Source organism: Chamaesiphon sp. OTE_20_metabat_361 (genome assembly GCF_031364565.1).
This window is the reverse complement of the sequence record NZ_JANLWO010000442.1, coordinates 1-5,358: the sequence shown is the minus strand read 5'-3', so window position 1 is coordinate 5,358 and position 5,358 is coordinate 1. Positions and strand designations below refer to the sequence as shown.

Here is a 5,358-nt window from a genome sequence, read left to right as displayed (position 1 = left end):
TACTCGATGTCGATACCAAGCAGCACTTCAAACGCTGGGTACGGAGTAATTAATAATTAATAGTTAATAATTAATAATTGAATAAGCTATTTGCGAGATATTTTTTGACGCAACTGACCGACAAATCGATCGAATTCTGGTAACTTCATTTGTGAGACGATCGCTAGAAATACAGTTGAGCTAATGCCTCCAGATAGGACCAATTGCAATATTAGGGTAATGGTATTGCTCATCGGGACGAACTGCTGCCACATATAACTAGTCCCCCAGGCGATGCCACCAGTAATTACACTAGCAATAAATATCCCCACCAGTGGTAAAAAGCCCAGCCACGGCAAGCCATTTAACCGTCGATCGAGCAAGAATAGCATCGTCGAAAAGGAAATAATATTGATACAAACCGTCGATAAAGTAATTCCGGCGGCTCCAAATGGCTTCCATAACAAGTAGTCAAACAGAAAGTTAAAGAAAATATTGACCATGCTAATTTTGAATGGCGTACTGCCATCGCCGAGCGCATAGAAAACTCGCACCAAAACATCTCGCGCCAAAAAGAAAAACATCCCCAAACCCGAGGCAATTAAAATCGAGCCGACTAACTGCGAGTCTTGAGTTTTGAATGCCCCATACTGATAGACGGTTTTGACTATCGGGAAGGATAATGCCACAATAATTGCACTCAGTGGCAGCATGGTAATCCCCGTCAGCACTAAGATCTGGCGAATCCGATCTTTGAGCTGCGTCCGAGTACTCGGATCTGCTAAGCGGGAGAATTCTGGCAATAGGGGCACCAAAATCATATTGGAAATAATCCCGAGTGGCGTCTGTACGAGTAAGCCAGAGTACTGCATTGCTGAAGCTGCACCCGCAATTCCAGAGGCAAAGGATAGATCGATAAACAAATTGATTTGGGAGGTGCTAGAGGAGAACGTCGCGGGGGCGAGAATTTTTAAGACATCTTTTACTCCCTGTCGCCGCCATTCAAACCGGGGTTTAATCGTGCCCAATCCCGCTCGCCATTGTGCAATTACCTGCATCAACCATTGCAGCAGTGCGCCGACTAGAGCTGTTCCTGCTAGCACTCTCCCGCCGAGGAGGGCATATTCCGGGAGCATAATATTCCGTCCCAAATAGATCGCCAAGCCACCGACTCCAATAATGGTGGTGGCGCTAGTTAGGAGCGGACTAATCGAGGGCAACCAATAAAAATCCGCCGAGCTGAGCGTCCCAAACCCAATCCCAATCAAGCCGCCGAGGACTGCCATTAAGGACATGATCTGGAGCTGCTCGATCGCACTTTGGCGCACCAAGGCACCTCTGATGGCATCGGTACTATGAGTCAAACTCGGCGCAAAAAAGTCGATCGCATTACTGGCAAAGCAGAAGATCAGCATACTAACGAGTAACAATACCAGCCCGACGATCGTGGTAATTGTCTCGACGATCGGGACTACTTGCGATTTATCTTTTTCCTTGGCGAGGACGCTAACGATCGCGCTATGAAATGGCCCATTGATCCCACCGAGTAAAATCAGTAAAAAGCCGGGAATAGCATAGGCATAAGTAAACGCCTCGATCGCGACGCCATTGCCAAAGGCGGCGGCTAGAGCCATCTGGCGGACTAGTCCGAAGACTTTGCTAATCAGGGTTGCCGCAGCAACGATCCCGGCAATATTGGCAATCGACTTGGTTGGTTTTGGCGATTCAGTCACAGATCGGTGAGGGATTAAGGGTGAGCTGCTGGGAGCGAAAGTATTTCGATCCTGAGAGAGTATCTGAAAAGTCAATTCTGTTAAGCATAGACCCTGGAAATCCACCCGAGCAAGCCTTAAAAAGGGGGGAACCGGATTGAAAGTCCCCCTTTTTAAGGGGGATTTAGCGGATGCAATCGCGCTGAGGTTTCCTCAGCGTGCGTTGCACCAAGCAGGGGGATTTACCTACTGGAAACGAAGCAATTTGACTTTTCAGACATCCTCTAAGGCGCGGACTAAATACTCACCTATCTTAGATCGAGTTGCGATCGAGTCACACGTTGCTGGTGGTGTTTAGATGTCGATCGTCGCTTAAACTAATGAATATGCTACCGTTCACAGCTCGATCCCCAATGCGCCGTTTTCCAACCAATCTTCAAAACTTAGCAATTATCGGGTTAGGATTTCCAGTTATTGGACTGAATATATGGGTGCTGTCACAGTTTTTTAGATATTTCGAGCACCTGATTACTATTTTGACGATCGCGGCACTGAGCGCGTTTTTACTCAACTATCCAGTTAAAATTCTCGAACGAATCCATTTTCGCCGCATCCCGGCAATTATTGGCGTTTTATTACTTACGATCGCGCTGTTAGTAATTTTGGGCGTAACTGTCGTGCCCAGTGCCCTCGATCAAACTACCGAACTAATCCAGCAGATCCCAGAGTGGCTCCAAGCTAGTAATGATAATATCAATGCTTGGGAAGAATGGGGCAAAGGAAAAGGCTTCCCGATTGACTTTAATGTCTTGCGTACCCAGATTAATGCCAAAATCGATACTCAAATCCAAATTATTGGTTCTCAAGTAGTAGGGTTGGCAGTAGGTACTCTATCTGGCGTCATCGACACACTATCGATCGTGGTATTATCTGTCTACATGTTGATTTATGGCGATCGATTGTGGCAGGGTCTGATTGGCATTATTCCCGAGCGGATTGGGATGCCTCTGAGTGAATCATTGCGGCTGAATTTCCAAAATTTTTTTATCAGTCAGTTAATTTTAGGGATATTTATGGCATCGACACTGACGCCAACTTTCTTTTTTTTAAAAGTCCCATTTGGCTTGTCTTTCGCAATCTTTATCGGAGCTTCAGAACTAATTCCGTTCATCGGTGCTAGCTTGGGGATCGGACTGGTGACAATCGTGATTATGCTAAAAAACTTTGGATTGGGCATCTCCGTCTTAATTGCCGCAATTGTGATTCAGCAAGTCAAAGATAACTTGTTAGCACCCAAATTGATGGGCGAGTTTATCGGTCTAAATCCAGTCGCGATCCTGATTTGTTTATTGATCGGCGGTCAAATTGCGGGATTGTTGGGTGTAATTGTCGCCGTGCCAATTGCGGGGACGATCAAAGGGACAATCGATCTCATCCGCCAGCAGCATAGTTTAGTGCCCCAGCCCGAATTTGTGGGAGGATCGATCGAGGAGAAGGGGTAATGGAGAAGGGGGAAGGGGTAAAGGGTAAAGGGTAATGGGTAAAGGGTAATGGGTAATGGGTAATGGGTAATGGGTAATGGGTAACGGGTAATAGGTAATAGGTAATAACCTCCCCCAGTCCCCCAGTCCCAAGTTAGCAAGATCTTCACTGCCAAACTCAGGCTGCTTGCCTTAAGAGCTTATAATTGTTACCGATAAGTATCGCGATTAAATTCAGAAGATCATGTGGAAAAAAATTACCGTGTCATTCATCCTGACACTGGCGATCGTCTTACAACTCAATGTCGCTCCCGTGCAGGCTGCGGGACTGCAAGGCTATATCGATACTGCGGATGGTTACAAGTTTCTCTATCCTAATGGCTGGGTAGCAGTCAAAACGACTAAAGGCGCGGATATTATTTTCCATGACTTGATCGAATCTAGCGAGAACGTCAGTGTCGTCATCAGTCAAGTGGATAAAGATAAGAAACTCAGCGATCTGGGTACTGCTTCCGATGTCGGTTACAAGCTGGGCAAAAATGCGATCGCACCGCCAGGATCGGGACGTGAAGCCGAATTGATTAGTGCCGAGACGCATGAAGCCAAGGGCAAAACCTACTACGTCCTCGAATATGATGTCAAATTACCCACTAGCCATCGTCATAATATTGCTAGCGTAGTTGTCAGTCGCGGTAAACTATTTACCTTCAATGCCTCGACTACCGATCGACGGTGGACGAAAATGAAAAAAGTCTTCGATGAAGTCATTAATTCTTTTAGCGTAGCTTAAACAGCCGCTCGCGATCGGTTACTCAACTATGACTACTAACTTTGTGCTAGCTTCCGCTTCTCCCGCCCGTCGCCGACTATTACAAAGTGTCGGGATTAACCCTCTAGTCTGTGTCAGTCACTTTGATGAATCGCTGATTAAATTAACAGATCCGATCGCTTTAGTCGAGACATTGGCTTTGCGCAAAGCTGAAGTCGTATTGGAACAAGTTAGCAATTCGCTAGTCTTGGGATGTGATTCGGTATTAGTTGTCAATGGGGAAATTTTTGGGAAACCGCAAAATCCAGATGAAGCGTTTAGCCGCTGGCAACAGATGCGGGGTAGGTGCGGTACGCTCTACACCGGACACGCACTCATCGACCAAAGCCAAACCAAACAGGTCGTCCGCTGCGGGATGACGCAAGTTTATTTCGGTCGCGTGTCGGATGCTCAGATTCAAGCCTATGTCGCCACTGGCGAACCGTTGGTCTGTGCTGGAGGTTTTGCACTAGAAGGCAAAGGAAGTGCCTTCATTGACAAAATTGAGGGCTGTCATAGCAATGTCATCGGTCTGAGTCTCCCCTTACTGCGATCGATGCTCGCCGAACTCAATTACGATCTCACGCATTACTGGTGAATCCTGTTAATCGAACCCCTATGATCTCTAGCCAAGAATTTCAAGCCAAATTGCAAGCCGGACAAATTCAGGAAGCGTTGGCATTGGCAATCCAATCCGCCAGCGAATTGGATATTACCACCCGCATGACTGAGGATCTGCCCCATCATCGGTCTTCGGGTAGTGAATACCTCCGCACTAAAATTAATCTCCTCACTGGCAATGTCGAGAATGAAGTCGGCAAAAAGCTCGTTACCGATAACAATAATTATCTCAAGCTGCAACAGTTACATATCGAGCGAGTTGCGGATAGTCATCGGCTCGTTTGTAGCTACCTGCTACAGCTTGAGGCAATTCTTACTGCTTTACCTGCAACGGCTGGCAGCTCCGAACGTGCAGAGAATCTTCCCCCTTGGACGACATCGATCGATCCCACTCCAGTTGCGCCCCAACTACCGACTCATCCAGCGTTGGATGAGGATTTCGATCTATCTGTAGACCAAGATGGTGAAGTGTGGGAAGAATGGGTTGAAGATGAAGATTTTCAGTTTGAAGCGGGAGCGCCACAGCCCCAGTCAACTTCGCCGATTTCGATCTTACCCGATCGAGCTGTACACTCAGTCCGCAGTCCCTTAAATCCCCTCCCACTCAAACCAATTGCGCTCCGCTCGGCATCGACACCAGTCAATACGTCCGGCTGGGACAAATTCGCGCCTGAATATATCGACAGCGATGCTGAGTCACAATCGCCACTACTTAGCAGCAGCGATATCGATCGTCTTGACGATTTATTGACGCGAG

Annotated in this window: 5 protein-coding genes; 4 read left to right on the top strand and 1 reads right to left on the bottom strand. The window is 47.2% G+C overall.

Going from position 1 to position 5,358, the window contains the following annotated elements; translation table 11 throughout:
- Positions 1-86 precede the first annotated feature (86 nt).
- Positions 87-1,712: a murein biosynthesis integral membrane protein MurJ gene (gene murJ, locus RMO35_RS12985; protein WP_309741712.1), complete on the bottom strand. Its 1,626-nt coding sequence runs from the start codon at positions 1,710-1,712 to the stop codon at positions 87-89.
- 392 nt (positions 1,713-2,104) lie between these two features.
- Here murJ and RMO35_RS12980 point away from each other — a divergent pair, with 392 nt between their 5' ends.
- The 4 genes from RMO35_RS12980 to RMO35_RS12965 form a co-directional block, all read left to right on the top strand.
- A complete protein-coding gene (locus RMO35_RS12980) occupies positions 2,105-3,193 on the top strand; it encodes an AI-2E family transporter (RefSeq protein WP_309741711.1) in 1,089 nt (362 codons plus the stop codon).
- 223 nt (positions 3,194-3,416) lie between these two features.
- Positions 3,417-3,962, top strand: coding sequence for a photosystem II reaction center PsbP (gene psbP, locus RMO35_RS12975; protein ID WP_309741710.1), 546 nt, complete (start codon positions 3,417-3,419; stop codon positions 3,960-3,962).
- A 28-nt stretch (positions 3,963-3,990) separates the two neighbouring features.
- Entirely contained in the window at positions 3,991-4,578 is a 588-nt protein-coding gene (locus tag RMO35_RS12970; protein ID WP_309741709.1) for a nucleoside triphosphate pyrophosphatase, read from the top strand.
- Positions 4,579-4,598: 20 nt separating this feature from the next.
- A partial coding sequence (locus tag RMO35_RS12965; RefSeq protein ID WP_309741708.1) for a hypothetical protein occupies positions 4,599-5,358 on the top strand: 760 nt, incomplete at its 3' end.